This window comes from Micromonospora phaseoli, assembly GCF_900109115.1.
Lineage (GTDB): Bacteria > Actinomycetota > Actinomycetes > Mycobacteriales > Micromonosporaceae > Micromonospora > Micromonospora phaseoli.
This window is the reverse complement of the sequence record NZ_FNYV01000013.1, coordinates 131,425-157,530: the sequence shown is the minus strand read 5'-3', so window position 1 is coordinate 157,530 and position 26,106 is coordinate 131,425. Positions and strand designations below refer to the sequence as shown.

At 72.0% G+C, this 26,106-nt stretch carries 15 protein-coding genes and 2 rRNA genes; 9 read left to right on the top strand and 8 right to left on the bottom strand.

What is annotated here, in order from left to right; all coding sequences use genetic code 11:
* Together BMY89_RS26100 and rrf are read left to right on the top strand one after the other, a co-directional pair.
* Nucleotides 1-134 (top strand): 23S ribosomal RNA (locus BMY89_RS26100); the annotation flags it as partial.
* A gap of 93 nt (nucleotides 135-227) precedes the next feature.
* Nucleotides 228-344: ribosomal RNA gene (gene rrf, locus BMY89_RS26095) — 5S ribosomal RNA — on the top strand.
* Nucleotides 345-681: 337 nt separating this feature from the next.
* On the opposite strand, the gene BMY89_RS26090 is transcribed toward rrf, so the two are convergent.
* From BMY89_RS26090 to BMY89_RS26080, 3 genes are all read right to left on the bottom strand, one after another.
* Entirely contained in the window at nucleotides 682-2,490 is a 1,809-nt protein-coding gene (locus tag BMY89_RS26090; RefSeq protein WP_092382714.1) for a VanW family protein, read from the bottom strand.
* Nucleotides 2,491-2,668: 178 nt separating this feature from the next.
* Entirely contained in the window at nucleotides 2,669-3,922 is a 1,254-nt protein-coding gene (locus BMY89_RS26085) for a polysaccharide biosynthesis protein (RefSeq protein WP_092382713.1), read from the bottom strand.
* A 76-nt stretch (nucleotides 3,923-3,998) separates the two neighbouring features.
* Nucleotides 3,999-6,338: a hypothetical protein gene (locus BMY89_RS26080; protein ID WP_139218014.1), complete on the bottom strand. Its 2,340-nt coding sequence runs from the start codon at nucleotides 6,336-6,338 to the stop codon at nucleotides 3,999-4,001.
* 148 nt (nucleotides 6,339-6,486) lie between these two features.
* Between BMY89_RS26080 and BMY89_RS26075 the strand changes: the two genes are divergently transcribed.
* On the top strand, nucleotides 6,487-8,205 hold the full coding sequence (locus BMY89_RS26075; RefSeq protein ID WP_111313869.1) for an MmpA family trehalose lipid delivery protein: 1,719 nt from the start codon (nucleotides 6,487-6,489) through the stop codon (nucleotides 8,203-8,205).
* Nucleotides 8,202-8,363 carry a hypothetical protein gene (locus BMY89_RS30585; protein WP_170147776.1) on the top strand — a complete coding sequence of 54 codons (162 nt, stop codon included), beginning with the start codon at nucleotides 8,202-8,204 and terminating at the stop codon, nucleotides 8,361-8,363. The genes BMY89_RS26075 and BMY89_RS30585 overlap by 4 nt, the downstream gene beginning before the upstream one ends.
* 75 nt (nucleotides 8,364-8,438) lie before the next feature.
* On the opposite strand, the gene BMY89_RS26070 is transcribed toward BMY89_RS30585, so the two are convergent.
* Nucleotides 8,439-9,599 (bottom strand): glycosyltransferase family 4 protein, encoded by a 1,161-nt coding sequence (locus tag BMY89_RS26070; protein WP_092382711.1) that lies wholly within the window; start codon nucleotides 9,597-9,599, stop codon nucleotides 8,439-8,441.
* Nucleotides 9,600-9,858: 259 nt separating this feature from the next.
* On the opposite strand from BMY89_RS26070, the gene BMY89_RS26065 reads away from it, so the two are divergent.
* The 4 genes from BMY89_RS26065 (at nucleotide 9,859) to BMY89_RS26050 (ending at nucleotide 17,854) form a co-directional block, all read left to right on the top strand.
* Entirely contained in the window at nucleotides 9,859-11,526 is a 1,668-nt protein-coding gene (locus BMY89_RS26065) for a substrate-binding and VWA domain-containing protein (protein ID WP_092382710.1), read from the top strand.
* Nucleotides 11,523-15,788, top strand: coding sequence for an alpha-(1->3)-arabinofuranosyltransferase (locus BMY89_RS26060; RefSeq protein WP_232521552.1), 4,266 nt, complete (start codon nucleotides 11,523-11,525; stop codon nucleotides 15,786-15,788). The genes BMY89_RS26065 and BMY89_RS26060 overlap by 4 nt, the downstream gene beginning before the upstream one ends.
* A complete protein-coding gene (locus BMY89_RS26055) occupies nucleotides 15,785-16,606 on the top strand; it encodes a class I SAM-dependent methyltransferase (RefSeq protein WP_092382708.1) in 822 nt (273 codons plus the stop codon). The genes BMY89_RS26060 and BMY89_RS26055 overlap by 4 nt, the downstream gene beginning before the upstream one ends.
* A 69-nt stretch (nucleotides 16,607-16,675) precedes the next feature.
* Nucleotides 16,676-17,854: a cell envelope lipid trafficking protein PgfA gene (locus BMY89_RS26050; RefSeq protein ID WP_092382707.1), complete on the top strand. Its 1,179-nt coding sequence runs from the start codon at nucleotides 16,676-16,678 to the stop codon at nucleotides 17,852-17,854.
* An 81-nt stretch (nucleotides 17,855-17,935) separates the two neighbouring features.
* Here the strand turns inward: BMY89_RS26050 and BMY89_RS26045 are convergent, their stop codons facing one another.
* On the bottom strand, nucleotides 17,936-19,606 hold the full coding sequence (locus tag BMY89_RS26045) for a DUF885 domain-containing protein (RefSeq protein ID WP_092382706.1): 1,671 nt from the start codon (nucleotides 19,604-19,606) through the stop codon (nucleotides 17,936-17,938).
* 213 nt (nucleotides 19,607-19,819) lie between these two features.
* On the opposite strand from BMY89_RS26045, the gene BMY89_RS26040 reads away from it, so the two are divergent.
* Nucleotides 19,820-20,800 carry a DMT family transporter gene (locus BMY89_RS26040; RefSeq protein ID WP_175510426.1) on the top strand — a complete coding sequence of 327 codons (981 nt, stop codon included), beginning with the start codon at nucleotides 19,820-19,822 and terminating at the stop codon, nucleotides 20,798-20,800.
* Nucleotides 20,801-20,951: 151 nt separating this feature from the next.
* On the opposite strand, the gene BMY89_RS26035 is transcribed toward BMY89_RS26040, so the two are convergent.
* From BMY89_RS26035 to BMY89_RS31585, 3 genes are all read right to left on the bottom strand, one after another.
* Nucleotides 20,952-22,013 carry a PHP domain-containing protein gene (locus BMY89_RS26035; RefSeq protein WP_092382704.1) on the bottom strand — a complete coding sequence of 354 codons (1,062 nt, stop codon included), beginning with the start codon at nucleotides 22,011-22,013 and terminating at the stop codon, nucleotides 20,952-20,954.
* 153 nt (nucleotides 22,014-22,166) lie between these two features.
* Nucleotides 22,167-25,079, bottom strand: coding sequence for a glycosyl hydrolase (locus tag BMY89_RS26030; RefSeq protein WP_092382703.1), 2,913 nt, complete (start codon nucleotides 25,077-25,079; stop codon nucleotides 22,167-22,169).
* Between the two features lie 220 nt (nucleotides 25,080-25,299).
* On the bottom strand, nucleotides 25,300-25,788 hold the full coding sequence (locus BMY89_RS31585; RefSeq protein WP_372433303.1) for a M23 family metallopeptidase: 489 nt from the start codon (nucleotides 25,786-25,788) through the stop codon (nucleotides 25,300-25,302).
* Nucleotides 25,789-26,106: the final 318 nt, after the last annotated feature.

Below are 26,106 nucleotides of genomic sequence, written 5' to 3'. Positions count from 1 at the left end.
TGCTTCAAGATGAGGTATCCCACCATCTTCGGATGGGTAAGGCCCCCAGCTAGACGACTGGGTTGATAGGCCGGAAATGTAAGCCCGGTAACGGGTTCAGTTGACCGGTACTAATAGGCCGAGGACTTGACAACAAAGATTTGCTACGCGTCCACTGTGCAACTCACAGCAAACAAACAAGACCCCAGGGTTTTCTGGTGTGGTGTTGTTTGACATGTTGATAAGGTTACGGCGGTCATGGCGGAGGGGAAACGCCCGGTAACATTCCGAACCCGGAAGCTAAGCCCTCCAGCGCCGATGGTACTGCACCCGGGAGGGTGTGGGAGAGTAGGACACCGCCGGACATTCTTCGATTCAGGGCCACCCTATACAGGGTGGCCCTGAATTCGTTTCTACGCACCGGGGCCCACCCCCGGCCCCGGAAACGACGTCCCGCAGCCCCCACTCGTTGACGCCCCCCGAGTCGCGGCATGCCCCGGTCCACGACGGCGAGAGCGGTGAGAGCCCCGAGTTGCGGTATGTCGGGGACTCCACGGTGGTGACAGCCCGGGATGCCGCGTGCTGGGGGCTGTCACGGCACCGGGGAACGGCCGGGACCTGGGGCCGGTGGGCGTACCGGATGGAATGGCCCCGCCGGCGCGAGGCTGGCGGGGCCGTGACGGAGCTGGTGCCCGGCGGGCGTCAGGAAGGCGCCTTGGCGCAGATGAAGCGAGGCTCCGCCGAGTAGGTCCAGGAGAACTTCTCCCGCTTGACGGTCTTGCCGTCCTTCTTGATGACGCGGAAGGCGTCCTGGGTGAAGCCCTGGCTGCCATTGGCGGGAATGCAGGTCGGGCCCGGGTCCAGGTAGACGGTCTTCGGCGAGGTGATGTTCCGCCGAGGACCGTACTCCGTCTTCACGCTGTCCCAGATCTTTGTGCTCCAGATCGAAACGGTCACCGAACTGCCGGTGTACGAGGTGTCGATCAGGACGCCGTAGTCGGTGTTGTTGCGGAACTTGAAGTCCAGGTTGGGCCAGAAGATGGTCGACTCGATGACCGCGGGATAGCGGCTGAAGTAGTACGAGTGCGGCTTGTGCTCGACGTCCTCCAGGCCCGCGTAGTACGTGGCGTTGAACAGGGTGGTGGTGAACTGGGAAGTGCCGCCACCGACACCCGGCACCAGCTTGCCGTCGAGGATGACCGGCGCGTCGCGGTAGCCCTGCGCGTAGCCGCGCTCGCCGGTGTGGCCGTTCAGCGAGAACGTGTCGCCAGGCAGTACCACGGTGCCCTTCACATCGTTGGCGATCGTCACGATGTTCTGGCTGCGCGGTGACGACAACCCACCGGTGAAGTTGGTGGTGAAGGAGGCGACCTTCTCCTTGATCCCCAGTTCGCCGAGCTTCTCCGCGGTGAGCTTCGGCTGCACCGGCTTGAGGTCGGCGGAGACCGTACGCTCGTCGGCGCGGGGTAGGACGGCCAGCAGGTCGTCGCCGAGCTTGCTGGTGTCCACCTGCTGCCCGGCACGGCCGTCGCTGATCTTCGGCTTGCCGCCGGAGATGGTCATGGTGGCGTTCTTCGGGGCCACCTCGACCGATCCGAGCTTGTTGCCGAGCGCGGACCGCAGCTGCTTGACGTCCACGCTGGGGGTGAGCTTGCCGGTCTTGTCCGCCTTGAAGCGGAGGCCCTTGGCGATGGCCTCCGGCGAGATGGTCACCGAACCCCGGTCCGTGGTGAGCTTGACCGGCGCCGCCACCGCCGGCTCGGCCAGCTCAGCGACCAGTCGATCCACCTCGTCGGACGTGGTCGTCGGGTGGTTCTCCACGAGCGGCACCGTCACCGGCTGCCCACTCAGCCACCCCTCCTTGACGACCTGCGCGGAATGCTCCGGGTCGATCGCGAGGCTCGGCTTCGGGTAGCGCACCTTCGGCTTGGTGCCGGAGAAGGTGATGGCCGGCATGGTCATCTTTCGGCCCTGGTTGCCGACGAGCTTCTCCAGCGCGGCCTCCAGCTTCGGCACGTCGACCGAGACCACCGGCTCGATCTCCCGGGAGCCGACCAGCCGATCCACCGCGTGAGCGCTGGTCGCCGCCGCGGTCGCCACGGTGGCGTCCACGTCGACCGTGAGCCCGACCTCGGCCGGGTCGATCTCGGCCGTCTTCTCGCCCACGCGTACCTGGAGGGGGGCGGCCAGCTCGGCCGCGCGTCGGTCCAGCTGGGCCCGCAGTTCCCGCGCGGCATCCGACCGGCTGCGCCCGCCCAGCTCTGTGCCCAGCACGCTGGTGCCACGCGGCACGTCGCCGGCGTACGCCCAGATGGCCACCGCGCCGACCGAGCCGAGCACGGCGGTGGCCACACCGGAGGCGAGCAGGAGCCGGAATCGGGGGGACCGGGCGGGCGTACCGTCCGGTGGGGCGGGGCGCACCGGCTCCTCGACCGGCCAACTGACCGCCTTCACCTGGACGGTGGGCCGGTCGTCGGCGGGTGGTGGACGTTCTTCGCCGTACAGCGTCACAACTACCTCTTAGGGACGTACCGCGTCGGAGCCGGGACCCCCACTCCGGGAGACAACTACGGTAGCCAACGCGACGGCCATCGGGGAGCCCGAGTTCGTGGGGAACCGCCACATGCGTCCGTTCGGTGCACCACGCACCTCGAATGGTGGCTCCCGGTAGTGGTGAACTGCCGGGTTGTCAGCGGCGTACCGGACGGAAGGCGAGCAGGGCCATCGTAACGGCGGCCACGGTGGCGGCGGCCAACGCGCACCACAGCACCCCCGTGACGCTGCGTGGGGCAATCAGCGCCGCGCTCGCCGCCAGCCCGGCCGTCGTCAGCCACAGCGGTGCGGCCGGCCATCGAGCGGCCGTGGCCACCCGGTCGTTCACCAGCATGAACACCACCGCGTACAGGGCGCCGGTGGCGGCGAACAGCGGCGCCAACCCGGCCAGGTGCAGGTAGTCGGCACCGCCGGCGAGCCGGAAGGCCAGTTCACCGCCGACCGCCGAGGCGGCCACCAGCACCGCGCCGCAGGCCAGGATCAGCGCCAGCGCCACCAACCGGGCCCGACGGTCGCCCCGAGCCAGCCGGGGCAGTACCAGCAGCGTGACCACCTGGGGCGCCCAGAGCGCACCCTTGGTGAGCACGGCGCCGACCGCGTACGCGCCGGAGGCGGTCGCCGGCAGCAGTTGGCGGGCGAGGATCAGATCCGCGTACGAGATGGTGAGCATCGCCAGGGTCGCGCCGCAGGCGGTCATCACCTGCCGGGGACCCAGCAGTCTCGGTATCCCGGCTGGACGACCCTGCTCGCCGTTCGGCACCACGGCCTCGACGACCGGCCCGGCCTCAGCCGGGCGGGCTGCTGGTGGGGTGGCGAGGCGAGCCAGCAGCGGCAGGGCGAGCAGGCCGGTGAGCGAGGCCAGCAGCAGGCAGATCGCCGGTTCCAGACCGAGCACGAGCCCCACGACCAGCCCGCCGTAACGGCCGGCGGCCAGCACGGCCATCGCGATGGCCAGTCGCAGGAAACGCTGATCACCCTGGAGCTCACCCAGCCACCGGCCGCTCAGCACGGTGGCGAACGTGGTCGCCGCGAGCAGCAGGGTGAGCGCGACCGGCAGCCGCAGGGCAATCGTCAGCACCGGCGCCGCGGCGAGCGTGACCGCGGCGGTGAGGGCGGCGGTTCGCAGCCCCAGTCGGGCAGCGCCACCGCCGCCCCAGCGTGCCCGGTGCGCGGCCACCGCGATCTGCAGGCCGTATCCCGGTACCGCCGCGATCGCGGCCAGCGCGAGCACCGTCGCGAGCGCACCCAGATCGGCGGCGCTGAGTCGGCGCGCACCAAGCACCGGTACGACGTACGCCAGTGCGTTGGTCACCACGGTGGCGACGGTGACGGCGGCGCCGGCCGCGCCGAGCCGCGCCCTCGCGGCGTCCCTGCCCGTGGTCTGCGTCATGCCACTCCGCGTCCGTTCCGCCCCGAGTGCCCCCTCGGGGCGGCCCTGGCTCGCCACACCGGCTGTCGCCGGTGCCTCACTCCGGCCTCGGGGCCGGATTGCCGATCGCGATCTCGTTGGTGCAGAACGACACGTCGGTTCCGGCCACGGTCAGCTCTACCGCGTCTCCGCCGCCCACGATGCGGAAGAAGCGCTGGTTGAGACCCTTCCTGACCGGGAACTCGGCGATGCCGGTGCCGAGCCGGAGCGTCGCCGTGCCGTCCGCCGAGCTGAGGTAGCCGATCCGGACCACCCAGTGCCAGTCGTTGCGCGGCTCGTTCAGCGGCATCCGCACGGTCTGGCCGCTGGCGACCAGGTAACCGCAGCCTTCCTGAGGGCCCGGCTGGATCGTGCTGCCGACGACCGTGGCCACCTGGATCCGGCCCAGATCGTCGAGCACCGCCACGTTGTCGGCCTCGTCCACGTAGGTGGGGCGGGTGCCGAAGGCGCGGAAGAACCGGGACTGCATGTTGTACGGCCAGGAGAGGTTCGGAACGACGCTGTTCGGGACCGGGCCGTCGAAGAAGACCGTGTCGGGCGGCGCGCTGGCCATCTCGATGCGGACGGTGTCGACGTACGACCTGCCGGACTTCGCCGCCCACTCGTCGCTGTACCGGGACGTGGTCCACACCGTGCCCAGGCAGACGGCCACCAGCAGCAGGGCGAGCATGACGTTCACCGCCTCCCGATAGCGCTCCGGCAGTGGGCCGAGCAGACCGGGCGCGGGTGGTTCCGCCGTGACGTGCGTCGGCGCGCTGATCGTCGGTGCCATGGTGTCGTTGCGCACCGGCGTGTCGGTGGCGGATTCGGCGGCGTCGCGATCCGCGGGAGCGGCCGGTCGCTGGCCCGGGACGGGGTCCGGGGCGGGGCCCGGGCCGGTGGCCGGGGCAGGGCCCGGGCTGGCGGCGTCGTCCGGCGCGGGGGCGGCGTCCAGCGCAGGGGACGTGTCGGCATCGGGTGCGGTCCGGGGTGCGGGGTTCGGGTCGAGATCGTCGGGAGCCTCGGCGTGGATGACGCCCTGCCGCGACACCACGAGCGCCGGCTGTGCCGATCGCACCGGCGGCGGCGCCGGGATGGTCGGTGCGGCGATCGGTTCCTGGACGGCGTCCGGCGCCGCGGACAACGCATCGTCGGCCGGCGGTTCGGTCTCGGCCGGCGGTTCGGTCTCGGCCGGCGGTTCGGTCTCGGCCGGAACGCGGGGTGGTCGAGCCAACCCGACCACGGCGACACCGAGACAGATCGCGGCCACCACGACGACGTCACTCACGTACCGGGGGACGCCGCCGGCCACTCCGCTGAAGGTCGAGCCGAGCCGGGTCGCGGCCAGCATGCCCGCCACCATCAGCAGGTACGCACCGACCAGTAGCCAGGCCCGGCCCGCTCGGCGGCGACGGCGTACGGTCGCCACGACCAGTGCGACGACGATCGTCCAGGCCACCCAGGTGCCCAACTCCGGCGGTGCCGCGACCGGTGCGCCGTCCCCCGCCCCCAGCCACCGCCAGGGCCCGCCCACCAGCCCTGGAACCACCGTGGACCCCAGCATCTGGGTGAGGAACGAGAACACCTCGCCGGCCGATGTCGGCCGCCGCAACGAGGACTCCGAATTGCCCAGGTAGGCGGCGAGGAAACCGAGCGACAGCACGGTCAGCAGCAGCCACGACGGCCACCAGCGGCGGATGGTGGTCCAGATGGTGCGGATCGGGCCGCCCTCGGCGTAGAGGGCCGCGGTCAGCAGGAAGACCAGCGCTACGACCAGGATCGCCTTCTCGAAGAAGAAGAGGCCCAGCAGCACGGAGAGCGCCAGGGTGACCAGGTGTCGCTTGCGTCGGGTCTGTACGTAGCCGACCTGCGCGCCGACCGCGAGCACCATCGCGATCTGCATCGGCAGCATGTTGACGCCGACGGCCCACCAGGACGTGGCCTCCAGGGTCAGCGGGCTGAACATCAGCGCACCGAGCGGCAGGAGCAGCAGCCAGGACGGTTGCAGCAGCCGACGCAGCAGCCGGAAGAAGGTGATCCCGAGAATCGCCTGGCCGATCGCCATGAGCAGTACGTACGGCCAGTAGGTCATGCCGACGTACTCGGTGACGAGCCAGGTGAGCAGCCGTCCACCGGGCATGAGGTGGTTGTTGTAGAGGGCGAGGAGGTGCTCGACGGTGAGGTCGGACTCCGCCGCCTGGGTGATCATCACGTAGTCGTCGGCCGCCAGGAAGCCACGGGACGCCATCTGGGCGCGCCACAGCACACTGAGCGCGATCATCGCCAGTGCCGCCGCCCGGATCCGGTCCCTGCTCAGCCAGCCGCTGACCCGGCCGGGCGATGTCGCCGCGTCCGCTCCCGTCGATGCTGTCGCCGCGTCCGCCCCCGTCGATGCCATGGCGGGAAGACTGCCATATCGGCCACCGGGCCTCCCATCAGGTCAACGGATGGTTCGCCCGTGGCCGGAGCGCTCCGACGACGGCCGCGTACAGTGGCCGCCACCAGCGCGGCCGGCTGCCGCGCACCGGCAGTGGTGAGGTCGACGGATGCGGGAACGGCTGGTGCCGCACGCGGTGGCCGCCGCCGTCACGGCGGTGGTGCTCGCGCCACTGGCCCTTCCCGGGTACGTGCTGCGCTACGACATGGTCTTCGTGCCCCGGTCGGCGTTGAGCTGGGAGTTGATCGCCCCGGCCACGGCGCTGCCCCGCGCCGTTCCGCAGGACGCGGTGGTGGCGCTGGTCAACCAGCTCATGCCGGGGTGGCTGCTGCAACGGCTGGTCCTGGTGGCGATCTTCTACCTTGCCGCGCTCGGCGCTGCCCGTCTGGTGCCTACCGGGCGGCTGGCGGTGCGGGTGGTGGCGGCGCTCGGGTACGCCTGGACCCCGTACCTGGCTGAGCGGTTGCTGATCGGTCAGTGGGGACTGCTGGTCGCGTACGCCGCGCTGCCCTGGCTGGTGCGAGCGGCGATCGGGGTACGGGCGGCCGAGCGAGGAGCGCTGCGCCGGCTGCTGCTGGCGGTGGCGGCGTCGGCGATCACGCCGACCGGTGGGCTGCTCGCCCTGGTCGTGGTGGTGGTGCTGCTGGTCGGGCGGTACCCGGGTGCGGCCCGTGCGGTGCCGACCGCAGTGGGCGTGACCGTGCTGTTGAACGCACCGTGGCTGGTGGCCGGGTTCCTCAGCGCCGGCGACGGCCGGTCCGATCCGGCCGGGGTGGCGGTCTTTGCCGCCCGTGCGGAGAACTGGGCCGGGCCGCTGGTGGCGCTCGCGGGCACCGGCGGCATCTGGAACGGGCAGGCCACCCCGGCTTCGCGGAGCGGCTGGCTGGTGCCGCTGGCGACATTGCTGGTGCTGGTGGTCGCGGGGTGCGGCGTACCGCTGCTGCGGCGTCGCTGGCCGGGGTCGGTCGTCGGCCGGCTCGGGCTGCTGGCGGTCGGTTCGTGGCTGGTGGCGGCGCTCGGCGTGCTCCCCGGCGGGGCGACGGTGCTGGGTTGGCTGGTCGCCGGCGTGCCCGGTGCCGGGCTGCTCCGTGACGGCCAGAAGCTGCTGGTGCCGTACGTGCTGGTCCTGGTGGTCGCCGGGGCGCTCGGGGCGGAGCGGCTCGCCGGGCGCCTCGCGGCCCGGTTCGACGTGGCGACCGGACGCGTGCTGCTGGCCGGCGCGGCGCTGCTGCCGCTGGCCGTGCTGCCCGACCTGGCCTTCGGCGGTGCGGGACGGCTGCGCCCGGTGCCCTGGCCGGCGGACTGGGCGACGGTGGCCCGGATGGTCGGCCAGCGACCCGGCGAGGTCGTCTCACTGCCGTTCCAGGAGTACCAGAGTTACGCCTGGAACGACGGGCAGGTGGTCATCGATCCGGCACCTCGCTACCTCGGGGTGCCCGTGCTGATCGACGACACGCTGCGGGTGGACGGTGTCGCGGTCGCCGGGGAGGATCCCCGGGCCGCGCGGCTGCGTGAGCTGCTCGACGCGGGCGAACCGGTGGCGGTGGCGGGCCCCCGCTGGGTGCTGGTGCAGCGGGCCGCCGGTCCGCCCCCGGACCCGGCCACGCTGGCTGGCCTGCGACGGGCGTATCTGGGTGACGAGCTGACCCTGTACGAGAATCCGGCGTGGCGACCGCCTTCGGCGCCGACCCGACCTGGCCCGGTGGGCCTGGCTCACCTGCTGGCCGGAACGGTGGTGCTGGTCCTCGGGCTTTCGGGCACTGCGCGATGGTGCTACCGCGTGGTAGCGTCCCGGCACGCGAGTCCCGCGGAAGGAGAAGGTGGATGAGGAACCTGCCCGCGTTCGTCGCCGTCGGGGTACTCGGGGTCGTGCTCGGCATGCTCGGCAGCGTCGGTCTGGCGAGTGCGCTCAGCCCGTCCGCCAAGGAGGCCGCAAACTCCAAGGTGAGTGAGCAGACCGAGGCCCCGCTGTACGGCACGCGCTGACCTCGAACGGCGAGAAAGGCGCCCGCGTCCTGCGGGCGCCTTTCGTTGGTCCAAGGTCGAGGCGAACCTCGTCGGTCAGTTGGCGCGGACGGTCGCCTGCTCCACCAACTGGGCGAACCGGGCGCCGGTCGCCGTCCAGGTGTAGCGGGCCGCGTGGGCCAGCGCCGCCTCGCCCATCGACTTGCGCCGCACGTCGTCGGCGAGCAGTTCGCGCACCACTGCGGTGAACTGTCGCTCGTCGTCGACCAGCAGGCCGGTCTCGGTGTCGACCATGGCCTCGGCGACCCCGCCCGCGTAGCGGAAGGCAACCGTGGGAGTGCTGCGCGCGGCGGCCTCCACGATGGTCAGGCCCCAGCCCTCCTTGAGCGACGGGGTGAGGGCGAGCCAGGCGGAACTGAGCAGGGCGTGCTTCTCCTGTTCGCTGACGAAGCCGGTGAACCGTACCCGGTCGCTGATCCCGAGGGAGGCGGACAGCTCGCGCAGCGGCTCCTCCCACCAGCCCTGCCCGGCCACCACCAGTTCCAGGTCGGGCAGTTCGGTGACCAGTTCGGCGACCGTCCGGAGGGCGATCTCCACCCGCTTGTGCGGCACCAGACGGCCGAGCACCAGCAGCGACGGATGCGTGGTGCGCGGTAGTGCCGGGCCGGTCACCGGGGGCGTGCCGTTGGGCACCACGTCGATCCGGTCCGCGGCCACCCCCAGCGTGGTCAGCTCGGCCCGGCTCGCCTCGGAGACGGTGATGTACCGGCAGCGCCGGTAGAGCCGCACCGCCAGCCACGACTCGATCCACCAGCCCAGCCGGCTCATCCACGGGCCGAACACCACCGGCCACTGCTCCCGGTGCACGTGGTGCACCAGCGCGATGACGGGCCGCCCGGCGTAGAGCGGGGCGAAGAACGGCACGCCGTTGCAGACGTCCACGACCAGATCCGGCCGGCCCAGACCGCGTCGGCTCAGCGGGCCCAGCCCGAACCGGCCGGCGAGACAGGTCAGCGCCGCGCGGAGGTAGACGGTCATCCGGGAACCGCGCCGCAGCACGTGCACACCGGAATCGGTGGCGCCGGCCGGACCGGCATTGTCGTGAGCGGCACAGAGCAGAGTCACCCGATGACCGACGGTGACCAGCTCGGCGGCGATCCGCTCGAGGTAGACCTCCGAGCCGCCGCCCTCGGGGTTGGTGGTGTCTCGCCAGTTGAGGAACAGGACATGGCGGGAGGGGGTGCCGGAGTTGTCCACGCTGCTCCTACCGGTGAGTAAGTGAGCACGATCGCGCCACCCTAGGGCGGTCCGACCCACGCGCGCAATGGGCAGATCCGGCAGCGACGATCCGATGGTGGGTCGCCGAACGGGGGTTTGCCGACGAGCGGAAACCTTGGCAGGGTGTGCAGCGCAACCGCATGCGATGCCCGGTGCCCGGTGCCCGATCTCGTCGCTGCCGAAGTTGTGACCTGCGGTGGGACGTCGTCCGCAGGGGTGACGAGGAGGTGAGGCGGCGGTGGTTGCCGACCGTCCCGCGCCAGCGCGCGCCCTGTCCCACCGTTCGCCGGTGGTGCTGCTCAGCGCCGCCCTCGTGCTGTTGCTGGCCGGTTGGGCCGCGGTGGCGTACGTCCGGGCCGATCGGGGCACGCCGACCTGCGTGGAGCAGGTTCGGCTCCGGGTGGTGGCCGCTCCGGTGATCGCGCCGGCCGTCGACCGCGTCGCCCGGGCCAACGCCGGCAGCCAGCCCTGTGTGTCGGTCGAGGTGCAGGCCCGGCCCTCGGTGACCGTCGCCCGGGAACTCGCCGACGGTGGCGACGTGGCGGACGCCTGGCTGCCCGAGTCGACGTTCTGGCTTCGCCGGGCGCGTGCCTCGGGCGCCTTCGAGGTGCCCGGGCAGGGCACCTCGGTGGCGAGCACTCCGGTGGTGCTGGCGGTCGGCGAGCGCGTCGCGCGCCGATCGGGTTGGCCGGACAAGCGGCTGAACTGGGCGTCGCTGCTCGGTTCCCGGGCGGGTACGGTCCGGGTGGGGCTGCCCGATCCGGCGGTCGACCCGGCCGGTGTCGGTGCCCTGCTCGGCGTCCGGGTGCTGGCCGACGAAAACGGGGACTCGGCCGCGACCGTGGCTGCGACGCTGCGGCGCCTCGCCGAGCGGACCTACAGCCCGGCCGGGGAAGACGGTCCGTTGACCCCGAACCGTGAGTTGCCCGGCCGGGCCGACATCGTCGCCGCGAGCGAACAGGCCGTCCTCGAACACAACGCGCTGGCCGCCGAGGGCAAGCTGGTCGCCGCGTACCCGGAGATCGCCGTCCCCTGGCTCGACCTGCCGTACGTGGTGCTGCCCGGCACGCAGGACCGCCCACGCGACGCCGCCGCGGCGTTCCTGGCCAAGCTGCTCGCCGCCCCGGCCCGGGAGGTGTTCACCGGCTACGGGTTCCGGACCGCGGCGGGCTTTCCACCGGCGATGCCCGATGACGACCGGCTGCTCGCCGAGGAACGTCGGCCGGTCCCGCTGCCGACCGAGGAGACGGTCAGCGACGTGTTGACCGGCTGGAGCGGCGTGCAGCGCAGCGCCCGGATCCTCACCCTGCTGGACATCTCCGGGTCGATGGCGGCGACGGTGCCGGACGGCGGGACCCGGCTCGACGCCACCGTCCGGGCCGCCCAGGAGGGTGCGGAACTGCTGCTGGCCAACAGTGAACTCGGCATCTGGGCCTTCTCCACCAAGGTCGACGGGGAACGGGACTACCGCGAGGTCCTGCCGGTGGCCCCGCTGGGCGGTCAGCGTGAGCAGTTGGCCGAGGCGCTGGCCGGCCTGCAGGTCAAGGCGCAGGGCGGCACGGGACTCTACGACAGCACCCTGGCCGCGTACCGCGACGCGCGGCGCAACTGGACGCCGGGCCGGATCAACCTGGTGCTGGTGATGACCGACGGGCGCAACGAGGACGGCGACAGCATCGGGCGAGCCGACTTCCTCGCCGAACTCAGGCGATTGCAGGAGCCGCGTCGCCCGCTGCCGATCATCTTCATCGGCCTCGGCGGAGACATCGACCCCGAGGAGCTGAACGCGATCGCGAAGGTCACCGGCGGGCGGGTCTTCGTCACCGAGCAGCCCGGCGGGATGCGGCGCATCTTCTTCTCGGCCCTGGCCGACCTGAGCTGCCTGCCCCCGGAGTGCCGCCGATGAGCCGGGTGCTGGCGCGGCTGCGCCGCTCGCCCGGCACGCTGCTGTCGTTGCTGCTGCTCACCGCGATCGCCTTCGGTCAGCGGCCCGGGCAGGTCACCTTCGACACCAAACTCGATCTGGCCGCGAACCCGATCCACTTCATGGCCCGTGCGCTGCACCTGTGGAACCCGGAAGCCACCTCGGGGGAACTGCAGAACCAGGCGTACGGCTACCTGTTCCCGATGGGACCGTTCTTCGCCGTCGGGCAGCTGCTGGCCGTACCGCCGTGGATCACCCAACGGCTGTGGACGGCGCTGCTGCTCGCCGCGGCGTTCTACGGGCTGCTGCGGCTGGCCCGAGCCCTGAACATCGGCACCGAACCGACCCGGTACGCGGCGGCCCTCGGCTACGCGTTGGCCCCCCGGATCCTCACCGAGGTCGGTGCGCTCTCCTCCGAGACACTCGCCGCCTCGATGCTGCCCTGGGTGCTGCTGCCCCTGGTCACCGTGCGCCGGATCGGGTCACCGCGACGGGCCGCCGCGCTCTCCGCGTTGGCCGTGCTCGGCATGGGCGGGATCAACGCGGCGGTGGTGCTGCTGGCCCTGGTACTGCCCGGTGTCTGGCTGCTCACCCGCCGCTGGGACGGGCCACATCTGCGGCTGGTCGGCTGGTGGTGTGTCTGCGTGGTCGGCGTCTGCCTGTGGTGGATCGTGCCGCTGCTGCTGCTCGGCCAGTACAGCCTCCCATTCCTGGACCACATCGAGTCCTCCACCACCACCACGGCGGTGGCCTCGCTGTTCCAGGCGGTACGCGGCACCAACCAGTGGGTCGCGTACATCGTGCAGGGCGACCCGTGGTGGCCCGCGGGATGGCTGCTGATCGACCATCCCGTGCTGATGGCGCTCACCGCGGTGGTGGCGCTGATCGGGCTGGCCGGGCTGGCCGGCAACCTGCTGCCCGAGCGGCGGTTCCTGGTGGCCGGCTTCCTCACCGGGTTGACCCTGCTCACCATCGGCTACGTCGGCGCGGTGGACAGCCCGCTCTCCGAGATCGTCCGCGACCTGCTGGACGGCCCGCTGGCCCCGTTCCGCAACGTGCACAAGCTCGACCCGGTGCTGCGGCTGCCGCTGATGCTCGGCTTCGCGCACGGCGTCGACGCGGTGGCCACCCGGATGCACAACGCGCTGGCCCGACGCCGGCCCGGGATCCGACTGCGCCCGCTGGTCTTCGTGCCGGTCCTGCTGCTCGTGCTGGGGGCTGCCGCGCCGGCCTGGCTGGGGTTGCTGCGCCCCGGTCCGGGCTGGTCCGACCTGCCGCCGCACTGGCGCGCCGCGGCGACCTGGCTGGCCGACCGCGACGCGCTGGCCCGCACGCTGTTGGTGCCCGGTACCGGCTTCGGGCAGTACGAGTGGGGGCGCACCATCGACGAACCGATGCAGGCGCTGGCCGGCGCGCCGTGGGCGGTCCGCCACCAGGTGCCGCTCGGCTCGGCCGGCAACACCCGGATGATGGACACCGTCGAGGAGGTGCTGGCCAGCGGCCGGGGCTCGGCCGGGCTGGCCGACCTGCTCGCCCGCTCCGGCTTCCGGCATCTGCTGCTGCGCAACGACATCGACCGGGTGGCCCAGGCCGACGCGCCGCCGGTGGCGGTGCTGCGCCGGGCGTTGGCCGACTCGCCGGGCATCGCCCGGGTGGCCACCTTCGGCACCACCGATGCGCTGTCCCGCACGCTCGGCAGCCCGGTGGACGACGGCACCCGCTCCCTGCCGGCGGTCGAGGTGTACGAGGTGCGGCGTCCGGTGCCGACCGCCTCGGCGGTGCTCACCGCCGACGTGCCGACAGTCAGCGGTGGCCCCGAGTCCCTACTGCCCCTGCTGGAACAGGGGGTGGTGGAACGGGACCGGCCGGTGGTCCTCGCCGGCGACCGGGACGACTCCCCGGACGCCGTCGGCGAATCGTGGATCGTCACCGACGGCCTGCGACGCCGGGAACGCGACATCGGTCGGGTGCGGGACAACCTCTCCCAGACGTTGACCGCGAACGAGCCGGGACGGCAGGGGCGGGTCGCCCTCGACCTCCTGCCCTTCGCCGCGCAACGGCACCAGACGACCGCGACGTACCAGGGCATCCGGGAGGTGACGGCATCCTCGGCGGTGAGCTTCGTGGACACCCTCGGCCCGGCCGACCCGTCGCACCTGCCGTTCGCGGCGGTCGACGGGGAGTACGCCACCGCCTGGCACTCGGCACCGCTGGTCGGCCCGATCGGCCAGTGGCTCGAGGTGGACCTGGACACGCCGCGTCAGGTGGAGAGCGTGCGCCTGGCCTTCGTCAGCGACCTCGCGGTGGGCTGGCCGGTGAGCAGGTTCCGGATCACCACGGACCGGGGTTCGGTGGACCACGAGGTGGCCCCCACGCTGGGCGGTCACTCGTACTACACGCTGCCCGGGCCGACCAGCCGGGTGCGGGTGACGGTGCTGAAGATGGCTGATGGTCACCTGGACGGCGGTGTCGGAATCCGGGAGCTGTCCATCCCGGACACCGAACCCCGCCGCGCGCTGCGCGCGCCGACCGACCTGCCGACCGACCTGTCGGCGCCGCCCAGTTGGGTGTTCAGCCGAGGGCCGGCCGACCGAACACCCTGCTACCCCACCTCGGCGAGCGGCACGGAACCGGTGCCGAGCGGCGGCTCGGGCGGGGCCGGGGCGACGACCCGGGCGGCCGGTACGGTGATCCGCTGTGACCGGTTCCTGGCCCGGGTCGGTGAGGAGCCACTCGGCCTGGACCGGCTGTTCCGTAACCCGGCCGCCGGCACGTACCGGATGGAGCTGACCGCAGTGCCCCGGCCGGGTGGAGAGCTGACGCTCACCGGCACGAAGGTGACCGCGACCTCCTCGTCGCGGCTCGGCGGTGACCCGTCGGTGGCGGCGCACGCGGCGATCGACGGTGACCCGGGCACGGCCTGGCTCGCCGACACCGGCGACCTGCGTCCCACCCTTGCGCTGAGCTGGTCCGGGGAGCGCCGGATCGACCGGCTGCGGTTGCGGGCCACCCAGTCGCCGGTCGGTTCGCTGCCGCAGCGGGTGGAGATCCGCGCCGCGGACCGCGAGGTGGAGGTGCCCGTGGACGCCGACGGGACCGTCCGCTTCCCGGCGGTCCGGACCGACCGCATCGAGATCGTGGTGCGGGAGACCGAGTATCGCCTCGCCGATCAGCGCGGCAACGGCTGGCCCGCCACCGCAGGTGTCGCCGAGGTGGAGATCCCGGCGTTGGCCAGCCTGATGAGCCCGATCGACGCCGACACTCGGCTGGTCGAATCGTGTGGCGACGGCCCGACCGTCGAGCTGGACGGCTTCCGTTACGAAACCTCGATCACCGCCGACCTGGCGGACGTGCTGGCCGGGCGGCCGGTGCCGGTCCGCATCTGCGGGGAGGACGGCGCGGTACTGGACCTGCCGGCGGGGGGACACCGGCTGGCGACCTACCCTTCGGCGGGTTTCGTCGTGCAGGATGCGGCCCTTCGACCGGACGATGACCGGACTGCCGCGCCCCGATCTCGGGCGGTCACGGTGCTGGGCTGGGCGCCGACCGATCGGACGGTACGGGTTGCCGCCGGGGACCGGGCGTTGCTGGTGGTGCCGGAGAACGCCAACGCCGGCTGGACGGCCACCCTCGACGGAGAGGTGCTGGCCCCCACCCGGGTGGACGGATGGCAGCAGGCGTGGGTGTTGCCGGCTGGCAGCGGCGGGGAGGTCCGGCTCGTCTTCGCACCCGACGACGCGTACCGCAATGCGCTGGCGGTGGGCGCGGTCCTGGTGGTCGGGGTAGTGGCCCTGGCGGTCTGGCCGGTGCGGCGCCGGTCACGACCGGACGCCGGCGGAGGGTACGCGATCCCGGCCGAGGCGGCGGGCTGGGCGATCGGTGTGCTGCTGGTGGTGCTGCTCGCCGCGTTGGGCGGGGTGCTGCCGGTGGCCATCGTGCTGGCCGCGATGCTGCTGCGGCAACTGGCCGTGCGGGCCCTGCCGGTGGTGGTGCTGGGCGGGCTGACGGTGGCCACCGCGACCGCCGTGGCCGGGCGCCTGCAGGGGCACGGGCAGGAGTGGGCGTACCGCTCGTGGGTGCAGGCGGCCATGCTGGTCGCGATCGGCGCGGTGGTTGCCGCGGTGGTGCCCGTCCCCGGTGTGCGGCCCGAACCGACCATCCCGCATGATGTGACGCCGGGCACGTCCGGTGAGCCGTCGACAGCGGCGCAGGGCAAGGGCGAGGACGGGACGGTGGCGCGGTGACGACAGCGGACGACCGGGCGCTTCGGGCGGATCGACGTCGGTTCGCCACCCTGAGCCGTTCGGTGACCCTGTTCCGGGCGTTCCTGGTGGAGCAGACCGACCCCGACCACTTCTACGGGCTGCTGGCCACCGACTCGGTGCGCCAGGTCTCCGGCTACACCGCGTTGAGCGGCCGGACGGTCCTCGACGTGGGTGGCGGGCCGGGATACTTCGCCACGGCGTTTCGCGCAGCCGGTGCCCGCTACGTCGGGTTGGACCCTGACGTGGGTGACTTCTCCGCCGCCGGTGAGTCGGTGGCGGGGATGCTGCGGGGCAGCGGCACGGCGCTGCCGGTCCGCACCGGCAGCGTGGACGTGACGTTCTCGTCCAACGTGGTGGAGCACGTCGCCGAGCCACCCCGGATGCTCGACGAGATGGTGCGGGTGACGCGGCCGGGTGGGTTGCTCTTCGTGTCGTACACCCCCTGGCTGTCGCCGTGGGGTGGGCACGAGACCGCACCCTGGCACTATCTCGGTGGCGAGCGGGCCCGCCGCCGTTACGAACGGCGAATGGGACGAGCGCCGAAGAACCGCTTCCGTGAAACGCTCTTTCCGGTCTCGATCTCCGACACGTTGCGCTGGGCCCGGGGCAACGGTGACGTCGAAGTGCTGGACGCCCTGCCGCGCTACCACCCGTGGTGGGCACGGTGGGTGATCCAGGTGCCCGGCATCCGTGAGGTGGCGGCGTGGAACTTCGTGCTCGTACTGCGCCGGACCGGGGAACGACAGCCCGGCGCGGTGGAGAAAACAAAGCTGACCGGGGGTCGCGTTGCTATGTGACCAGGTAGTAACCTCGCGGCAATCTGACTGATCGACATCGACGTAATTGAGCTCCTCAGGGAGGAAAACATGAAGCACCGCGCCGTGGGTGCCGTGCTGTTCGGCGGCGGCGTACTGCTCCTGGCGCTCGCCGCCGGGCTGGTCTTCGTCGTCAAGCCGGCGATGACCAAACTGCCCTACGACCTGGATCCGTCGACCTCGGTGGCCGAGGCCAAGGGCGCGACGTTCCTCCAGATCACCAACGGTGCGGTCGCCATCAACCAGGCCGATCTCGCGTCCACCGTCCAGGTGACGCCGGAGCGCGACAAGACCGCCGCGCTCAGCGGCGATCTCGCCGGTGACAGTGTCGTCTGGCAGGTCGGCCAGACCGTCGAGCGGACGGACACCAAGGCGCTGGTCAGCGCCTACGGCGCTGAGCTGGCGCTGGACCGGGTCTCCGGAGCGGCCGTCGAGTGGAACGAGCAGTTCCTCGACGAGAGCGGCACCCCGGAGAAGATCTCCTTCGCCGGCCAGGTGTACAAGTTCCCGTTCAACGCCGCGCAGGGCAACTACGAGGTCTTCGACCGGGACCTGCGCCAGACCCGGATGGCGGAGTTCAAGGGCACCGAGGATGTCGACGGCCTCGAGGCGTACCGCTACGAGCAGGTCATCACCGACGAGAAGCTCCCGCTGGCCACCGACCGGGTGGCCCTGCTGCTCGGTGCGCTGGCTCCGGGCGCGACCTCGGGGGAGGTGGTCTACAGCAACACCCGTACGGTCTGGGTCGACCCGGTCACCGGCTCCTACGTCAACGTCCGTGAGCAGCAGAAGAAGGTGCTGGTGCCGAACGTCGGCACGCCGGTGACGCTGCTGGACGCGGACTTCTCCTACAACGAGGAGACCGTCTCCTCGTCGGTGGAGCGGGCCAAGGAGAGCCGTGGCCAGCTCAACCTCCTCGGTGTGTTCGCGCCGCTCGGGCTCGCCGTACTGGGGCTGGTGCTGATCATCGTGGCGTTGCTGGTCTCGCGCAGCCGTACTCCGGCCCGGCCGGCCGCGCACGCGGCGCCGGCCCGCGCCGCCCAACCGGCCGCTGCGGCACCGGCCGCGGACCCGACGCCGACCCGCGTCGACCAGCCGGTGGTGCGGGACGACGAGCGGGCGGCGGGGCCGTTGACCGACGAGATCCCGCCCGCGTCCACGAACTGGAAGTCCGACGAGCCGACGGTGCCGAGCCAGCGGCCCGCGCAGGACGAGTCGGAGAAGAAGTGACCGGCTGAGCAGCCGAACATGCGCCGGGGGGTGGGCCCAGACGGGTCCGCCCCCCGGCGTCTGCACGCCGGTCTGACGAACTCAGAGTCGGGCCAGCGCCCGGCGTAGCGGGTCGAGCCCGAGCGCGCCCAGGTCGAGCGCCTGCCGGTGGAACTCCCGTAGGTCGAAGTCGGCACCCTTGCGTACCTTGGCGTCGTCCCGGGCCTGAAGCCAGATCCGCTCGCCCACCTTGTACGACGGTGCCTGCCCCGGCCAGCCCAGGTAACGGTTGAGCTCGAAGCGCAGCATCTCGTCCGGTACCCGGCAGTGTGCCCGCAGGAACTCCCAGCCCAGCTCCGGCGTCCAGCGCTCACCGGGGTGGAAGTCGAACGGATTGTCCGCGGGAATCGCCAGCTCCAGGTGCATCCCGATGTCGACGATCACCCGGGCCGCACGGAACGCCTGGCCGTCCAGCATGCCGAACTTGTCGCCCGGATCCTCCAGGTAGCCCAGCTCGTCCATGAGCCGCTCGGCGTAAAGGGCCCAGCCCTCGCCATGCCCGGAGACCCAGCAGAGCAGCCGCTGCCAGCGGTTGAGCAGCTCGGCCCGGACGGCGGTCTGCCCGACCTGGAGGTGATGCCCGGGTACTCCCTCGTGGTAGACGGTGGTCACCTCACGCCAGGTGGAGAAGTCGGTGACGCCCTGCGGCACCGCCCACCACATCCGGCCCGGCCGGGCGAAGTCCTCGCTGGGGCCGGTGTAGTAGATGGAGCCGTCGCTGGTCGGCGCGATCATGCACTCGATCCGCCGGACGTGCTCCGGAATGTCGAAGTGGGTCCCGTTCAGGTCGCTGATCGCCTGGTCGGCCAGCTCCTGCATCCAGTCGCGGAAGGCGTCCTTGCCCTGAATGGTGCGGGCCGGGTCGGCGTCCAGCGCGGCCACCGCGTCGTCGATCGTGGCGCCGGGGCCGCAGATCTGCGCGGCGACCGTCCGCATGTCGGCCTCGAGCCGGGCCAGCTCCGTGAACCCCCAGGCGTACGTCTCGTCGAGGTCGACCCGGGCACCGAGGAAGTACTGCGAGGCAAGTTCGTAGCGCTCCCGCCCGGCGGCCTGCTTCTCCCGGCCGTGCGGGGCAAGCTCGGTGCGCAGGAACTGGCCGAACTCGGCGGTCGCCGCGGTGGCCGCCGCCGCACCTCTGCGCAGGTCGGCACCGAGCGTGCCGTCAGCACCGAGCCGCTCGACCAACCCGTGGAAGATGTTGTCGCCCTCCGGGTCCACCCAGCTGTCGCACTGCTTGGCCACCTCCAGCAACTGCGCCCGTGAGCTGACCCGCCCGGCGGCGGTCGCCTCGCGCAGCGTGGTCTTGTACGCCTCCAGCGCACCGGAGAAGAGGTTCAGCCGGCTGGCGATGTTGGCCCGCGCCTCGTCGCCCTCGGTCGGCATCAGGTCGAAGACCATCCGGATCTCGTGCAACCCACTGGTGATGACGCTGACCTCGCTGGTCGTCTCGCCGGCGGCGTAGCGGTCGAGTTCGAGTCCCAACCGCTCCTGCATCGCCTCCCGGGCGGTGCGCTCGGCCTCCGTGTCCGGCTCCGTCGCGTCGAGGTCGGCCAGGGCGCGCCGGGCCAGCTCGGCGCGGGCGGCGTACCCCTCCGGTGATAGATCGTCCAGCCGGTCGTCGTGGCCGGCGATGCCGACGTAGGTGGCGCCGGTCGGGCTCAGCTCGGCCCAGTCGGCCACGTAACGGTTCGCGAGGTCGTCGATTCGTCCCACGCTGCGAACCCTACGCGAGGCGGGAGCGCCGATGGTGCACGCCGCCCTCGGGTCAGGGCAGCAGGTCGGCGGGGTCGAAGCGCGTCGGCATCGCCCACGGGGACGCCTCCTCGGTCGATCAACGCCCTACCAATGTAGGTGGTTTCTGTGGTGCGCGACACGGTGGCCGAAATCCGCGGGACAATGTCGTGCCCCAGGAGCAGAGTGTCAGGGGTGACAGCGGACTTGACTCCTGACCGGCCGGCGCTGCGGAGCTGGCTGCCCGGCTTCGTCGCCCTTGCCGCGATCTGGGGCTCCAGCTTCCTGTTCATCAAGGTCGGGGTGGCGGAGCTGCACCCACTGCACCTCACCCTCTACCGCGTCGCCGCCGGCGCGCTGACGCTGCTGGTGGTGCTCGCGGTGCTGCGTGACCGGCTGCCTCGCGACGCACGCGTCTGGGGCCACCTCGCGGTGATCGCCGCCTTCGGCGTGGCGCTGCCCTTCACCCTCTTCGGCTACGGCGAGCAGCGGGTCGAGTCGATGCTCGCCGGCATCTGGAACGCCACCACTCCGCTGGTCGTGCTGCCCCTGGCGGTGCTGCTCTTCCGCACCGAGCGGTTGAGCGTACGCGGTGCCGTCGGGCTGGCCCTCGGCTTCGCCGGGGTGATGGTGGTGCTCGGCGTCTGGCAGGGCGTCGGCGGGGCACACTTCATCGGCCAGGTGATGTGCTTCGGCGCGGCGGCCTGCTACGGCCTCGCCATCCCGTACCAGAAGAAGTTCATCGCCGGCAGCTCGCTGTCGGGGCTGTCCCTGTCGGCGGCGCAACTGGTGGTCGCCACCGTCCAGCTCGCCATCGTGGCGCCGATCGTGGCCGGCCCGCCGCCGCTGCCGACGACGCTGTCCCCCCGGGTGCTCGCGGCGGTGCTGGCACTCGGCGCCCTCGGCACCGGGCTGGCCTTCGTGATCCACCTACGCAACATCCGGATCGTGGGAGCGTCCACCGCGTCCACCGTGACCTACCTGATCCCGGTCTTCGCGGTGCTGATCGGCGTCGTCGTGCTCGACGAGCGGCTCACCTGGCACCAGCCGGTCGGCGCGCTGATCGTGCTGCTCGGCGTCGCCGTGTCGCAGGGCCTGATCGGCCGGCGGCGTCGCCGGGCCGCGCCGGGCGTGGGCACCCCGACGGTACCCGTCGTCGAGCCCGCCGCCCGTTGACCGTGGCCCGGTCCGGCCTACCGTCCCGGCCAGGTCCATGATCAGCTCCGTTCCGCCGAAGTGGCGGTGTCCGCCAGGCCCGGATACCGCAAACCCGCCGATACGACGAACGCCGGTGAGCCGGGTGGTTGGGCGCAGGCTCGGGCGGCAGTCAGCTGTGCGTCCAGGCGACCAGGTCGTCGGCCGACCAGGTGTTGACCACGCGGTCGGCGGGGACGCCGCAGCGGGCCGCCCGCTCGCAGCCGAAGCGCTGCCAGTCGAGCTGACCCGGGGCGTGCGCGTCAGTGTTGATGGCGAAGAGGCAGCCGGCCTCCAGCGCCCGCCGGATCAACCGCTTCGGCGGGTCCTGCCGCTCCGGACGGGAGTTGATCTCCACGGCGGTGTCGTGCTCCACACAGGCCGCGAAGACAGCGTCTGCGTCGAAGTTGCTCTCCGGGCGGCTCCGGGCACGGTGCCCCCGATCACCTGGTCCGGTCACCCCGGCCGGCCGGGACAGCACCATCCGGCCGGTGCAGTGGCCGAGGATGTCCAGGTGCGGGTTGGCGATCGCGGCCAGCATCCGGCGGGTCATCTTCGCCCGGTCGTCGTTCAGCCCGCTGTGCACCGACCCGACCACCACGTCCAGCCGGGCCAGCAACTCCTCGTCCTGGTCGAGCGAGCCGTCGGCGAGGATGTCCACCTCGATGCCGGTGAGAATGCGAAACCCCTCCGGCAGCGCCTCGTTCAGCTGGGCCACCTGGTCGAGCTGGCGGCGCAGCCGGTCCGCCGTCAGCCCCCGAGCCACCTTGAGCCGGGGCGAGTGGTCGGTCAGCACCAGGTACTCGTGGCCCAGCTCCACCGCAGCCAGCGCCATCTCCTCGATCGGGGACCCGCCGTCGGACCAGTCGGAGTGGGTGTGACAGTCGCCGCGCAGGGCGGCACGCAGAGCGGCGGCCTCGGCGTCCAGGTCGGTGCCCTCGGTGGCGACCAGCCGGCGCAGGTAGACCGGCTCCTCGCCGGCCAGCGACTCGGCCACGCAGCGGGCGGTCACGTCGCCGACCCCGGCCAACTCGGTGAGCTTGCCGGCGCGGCTCCGCTCGGCAACCTCCGCGCCCGGCATCGCGGCCAGTGCGTTCGCCGCCGACCGGAAGGCGCGTACCCGATAGGTGGCCTCGTTCGCGCGCTCCAGCAGGAAGGCGATCCGGCGTAGGTCGGCGACGGGATCGCGGCTCATGCCGGCACTCCGCTGCGCTGCGTGCCGCCCTGAGGCACCGACGCGCTGCGCTGATGATTCGCTCGCTGGCGCTCGCTCATGGGTTGCAACCTACGCGCCCGCGCCGCCGGTCGCGGGACGACCGGCGGCGCGGGAATGTGGTGGTACGAGGGGTCAGGCGTACGGCAGCCGCACGAGTGAGCGGTCACCGACGCCGAGGGTGGTGGTGTTGTTCCCGATCGCGGACCAGATCTCCACCCGCACGGTGCCGCCGCGCAGGTTGCCCAGGGCGCCGGTGCTGGAGTGCAGCCCAGCCGACTGGGTGTAGTGCTCCCAGCCCGGCACCGGGTCGGTGGCGAAGTAGCGGTACGTCTCCACCCGCTCCCAGCTCCCGTCACCGGTCAGGTCGTACGAGATCCGGGCCTGTACCCCGTTGCCGACCGACTGGCCGGCGTCGAGGAAGAGGTCGAACGCGGTCTGCCCGCCGTTGTGGTTCAGGTTCAGTCCGGTCGCGGTGAACACCACCGGGTTCGTCGGCGTGCCGTCGCGGTTGGTGCCGCCGGCACTGGCCACCGTGCTGGTGCCGGCGGTGCCGGCCGCGCCCAGGCCACCGCCGGACAGCAGGTAGCGGACCGGCGCGCTGGACGGCGGATCGGTGGGCGTCGGAGTCGGCGTGGGCGTCGGGGTAGGGGTAGGGGTAGGAGTAGACGTCGGCGTCGGGCTGGGGCTCACACCGCCGCCGCCGCTGCCACCGCTCCAGGTGTGCGCACCGCTGGTGGCGGTACGGCCGGCTGCCACGTTCAGCTGGGTGCCGTCGGAGAACCGTACGGTCAGCGCCGAGTTGGAGATGTTGCTGGCCACGTAGGTCCGGGCTCCGTTGCGGTTGAACACGGCGGCCAGCGGGTGGTTGGCGGTGATCCCGGTGTCGACCCGGCCCAGGGCGGCCAGGTTGCGGACCCAGTGGAAGGTGTGTGCCCGGCTCTCGCCCTCCTCCGGGGTGTAGCCGGGGTTGGCGCGCAGCTTCGCCAGTGCGGCGTCTGCGTCGCCGAGCGCCAGGAACTGCCAATGGATGTCCTGCCACACGGTCGGCTCACCGCCGTTGTTGCGGACCAGCTCCGCGTACTTGATGGAGTTGTAGTTCGGGTGGTAGCCCAGGTAGAGGTGCCCACCGGTGACGGGCAGCAGGTTGATGCCCTGGATCATCTCCGGCTCGGCGCTGAACCAGGTGGCGTACGCACCGCCGTCGCCCCAGACCATGCCCACGTTGGAGTGCCCGAACGCGGCGGGGAAGTTCTCGTCGTTGACGTCGAACCAGTACTCGTGGATCGCCGCCGCCTGGGTGGTGTAGAGGTAGATGCCGGCGTCGCGTACCGCCGTGTTCCCGGTGGCCTGCCCCCACTGGATCAGGGCGTTGGCGAAGTTCATCCCCTCCGACGACGACTCCTGGTTGTTGCCGCTGGCGAACGCGCCGTGCCCGGACGCCCAGTCGTGGCCGGCGTAGATGTCGAAGTCGCGCAGGTACGGGAAGCGGGTGTCCGCCCGGTCGTAGTTGTTGGCGTCCCGGATCAGCAGGTCGATCATGCCGCCGTACTGCTCCTGGCGGGCCCAGGCGGGGTCGAACTTGGCCAGCGTCGCGGCGGCGGCGATGTAGTAGCCGTAGTGGAAGTGGTGGTCGTTGAGTTCCTGGTCGGAACCGTACGAGGCGGGGTAGCCGATCAGGGTGCCCCACCGCTGGTCGTAGTAGAAGAGTCGCTCGGTCTCGCCGGGTGAGGCGGTGAGCCAGTCGTTGAGCGTGGACCGGATCGCGTTCAGCGCGGAGGTCCGCGTCTCGACGTCGCCGACCAGGTCGGCGATCTCGGCGATCCGGGCCGCCCGGCCGAGCCCCTTGCCGGTCCAGTAGGTGTCCCCGCCGCGCTGGTCCATCGGGTTGCTCCGGACCGCCGCCAACTGCTGCCGCAGCGTGGTCAGGTCGGCTCCGGCGCCGGTGGCGACGGCGGGCAGCTCCGGCAGTACGCCGTGGAACTGCATCGAGGTGCGGAACTCGCCGACACCGGTGACCACCTTCATCCGACCACGCGCCGACGGGTAGGTCGGCGTGATCGGGGTGACGCCGGACAGGGCCTTCCACTGGTGCGGGTAGAGGCTGACCACGGTCCGCGTCTCGCTGCCCTCGCGGGGCGTGGTGGTGAACGTGTAGCGGGTCTCCACCCGGCTGCTCGCCTGGTTGTACGTGTAGGCGACGCGGGTGCCGGTGACGTGGGCGTGCGCGTACTGGCCGTAGGTGCTGGCGAGCTGCGCGCGGGCCGTGCTGTCGCCGGTGCTCGGCAGCAGCGCGACGGAGAAGTAGCCCCGCCCGGCGAGGGTGGAGGTGATCCGGTTGCCGCTGACGGTCCAGCTGGCGCCGGTCGGCGCGTACGCCACGTAGTCGTGGCCGCGGACGGTGAAGCCGATGGTGGTCCCGCTGTTGGACCAGACGGTGGGGGTACCGCCGGTCGCGTTGATCACCGCGTCGCCACCGCTGCTGCGGAAGTACGCGAACGGCAGACCGTGGCCGATGGTGGCGCGCAGGGTCCGCGACCCGTCACTCCAGTAGGGGGTGACCGTCCAGTCCGTCCAGTCGTCCACCAGCACGTTGGGGGCGCCGAGCCCGGCCACCCCGACCCGGATGTCCTCGACGTAGGGGTACTTGAACTCGCCGACGCCGGTCGCGGTGCCGGTGATGGTGGGCGTGGAGGTGGCGGAGAGGCCCAGACCGTCGGTGACCGGCTGGTACGCCACCGGGTGCGCGTGCAGCGGCTCGCTGAAGGTGCAGTTCAGGCGCTTCCAGAGCAGCGAGGACCACCAGTCGTTGGTGGGTACCGGCCCCGGCGGGGCGGCGGTGGTGGCGAACTGCCGGGGGTTGGTGGTCAGGTTCCCGCAGCCGCCGGGGAGCGGGCCGACGGGGGTGGTGGTGTAGCTGCCGGCGCCGACCGGGGCGGCCTGCGCCGCGGAGGAGGCGGTGACGGCCAGGCCGCCGAGGACGAGGGCCGCCGCGGCGGTGGCGGCCAGCAGCCGGTGGTGGGGGCGGCGTGGGACGGGAGGTCGCATCTTTCCTCCATCGCGTGCCGGTCCGGCCGCGCCGGTCGGCGCACGCTTCGTCGGTATTGTCAGGTTAAGGGGGTGAGAGAGCGCTCTCTCGGTGGTTAACCGGACGGTAGTTCACCGGCAAGACCTGCGTCAATGTTTCCGACTGATGAAACGCAGATGACGCGACACGCCCGCTGGCGCGCGAGCGATCCGCCAGCCGGCCCGCGAGCGATGCGTCGGCTCAGCGCGTCGGCGGCTTCGCCGGGCAGCCGTGCTTTCGGTGCCACGCGGCGACCTCGGCCGCCGGCTCGCGGTTGCCGCCCTTGCGCCACGAGTCGAGGTACGGCGCCGGCCAGACGACACCCCGACGGATCCACCAACCGTCCTCACCCAGACACGGCGGGGAGATGCCGAAGTGCAGGTGGCAGACGTTGTTGGCGTTGCCCGTCCGGCCCAGGGTGCCGAGCTGCTGACCGGCCCGGACCCGTATCCCCGGGTCGATGCCCGGGGTGATCTCGGTCAGGTGCGAGCCGTAGTAACGCACCCCGTCATCGCCGAGCACCGACACCGACAGGCCGCCGTTGTACGGCCCCTGCGGACCCCGCTTGTCGTACCGGTCACGGCGGCTGACCTCGCCGATCGTGCCGTCGGTGACCGAGACCACCGGCTCGCCGCAGTCGGCAAAGATGTCCGTCCCCGGATACGCCGAATGGGTCGGGTGGTAGGCCACCTTCTTCGCGCGTACCGGAAAGACGTGCGGCAACCCCGCACGGGTCGGCACCGCCGTCGCCGCCGGCTGGTCGGCGGTGTCCGGCGTCGAGCCGGTCGCGGCCGGCGTGCCGGCGGTGGCGGGCGTGCCGGTGGCGGGCGTACCGGTGGCGGCGGGCGTGCCGGCAGACGGTGAGCTGGTCGCGGCCGTCGGGCCGGCCGCCGGCGGCGCCCCGCAGCCGCCGACGGCGAACACCGACACCAGCAGCAGCGCGTACGCCGGGCGGCGTCCGATCGTCAGCGAGACCACCCGGTCATCCTGACAGACTCGGTACGGTGA